Here is a 1,094-nt window from a genome sequence, read left to right as displayed (position 1 = left end):
AAGTAGTACAAAAACTCTGACTATTGACCCCACAGCCGATACCACTGTGGAAAGTAATGAAACTGTTGTTTTAACTTTGGCTTCAGGAACAGGTTACACTGTTGGTACAACTACAGCTGTGACGGGAACTATTACTAATGATGATACGGCTGGACCATTAACCTTAACCGGAGATGCAACCAATAATAACCTAGTCGGAGGTTCTGGAAATGACACTTTCTTAGGACTGGGAGGAAATGACACTCTCACAGGTGGGCTTGGTGCTGATAAGTTCAGGTTTAATTCTCCCTCTGAAGGCATGGACACCATTACCGACTTTTCTAAGGCACAAGGAGACAAGATAGAATTGTTTGGAACTGGCTTTAATTCTCTGGTGTGGACAGATGGGGTAACTAATGCACTAGCTCCCAGTGTATTTTCTGTAGGGACAAGTGCCAATTCTTGGACTAATTACATTATCTATAATAATAGTAATGGTATCGTCTATTTTGATGCTGATGCTTTGGGTTCTGGTTTACAGGTAGCATTAGCTCAACTTTCCCCTGGACTAAATCTCACTAACCAAGACTTTATTGTTAGTTGGGTGTAGTTTCTCAATATCTCCCAAAAACCATGTAGGGACGTTTCATGAAACGTCTCTACATTAGAGATACAATCTATAGAGCTTTAGCGCACTAACAAAAACTAAATTCTCAGAAATCCTTAGCTGCTTACTAACCCTACTTACCACCAAAAACCATCCTCCAATACCATAAGTTAACCTATTTGTCAATAGTACATTAGTTCTACTAGTCAAAGTACATTATTTGCTGAATAATTTTTCCCCAATTTAGTCTTTCAAACCACTGCTAATTTGTAAAGTTTTGTATTTTTTTCAAATATTGTTGATATTAATGATTTTGCTGCTTTGATGCTTAATGGTACTCGACATAACCACTGTAAATCTGACATCATTTTCAGGCTGAAGACTCAGGATCAATATACAACTTTAATCTTAATTTCTCAGTTGGGAAATACGGCGTTGCTGAAACCACCTGAGTTCGATATAAATAATCATCCTGAAAACTAATTATATCAGACTTTTCTCAATTAGC

The 1,094-nt window shown here is 37.6% G+C and carries 1 protein-coding gene; it reads left to right on the top strand.

Going from position 1 to position 1,094, the window contains the following annotated elements:
* A partial coding sequence (locus tag ACIR131C_RS26265; RefSeq protein WP_035372553.1) for a M10 family metallopeptidase C-terminal domain-containing protein occupies positions 1-589 on the top strand: 589 nt, incomplete at its 5' end.
* Positions 590-1,094: the final 505 nt, after the last annotated feature.

This window comes from Dolichospermum circinale AWQC131C (assembly GCF_000426905.1).
Lineage (GTDB): Bacteria > Cyanobacteriota > Cyanobacteriia > Cyanobacteriales > Nostocaceae > Dolichospermum > Dolichospermum circinale.
Note: the sequence above shows the minus strand (reverse complement) of the source record. Positions and strands in the feature narration are given on the sequence as shown.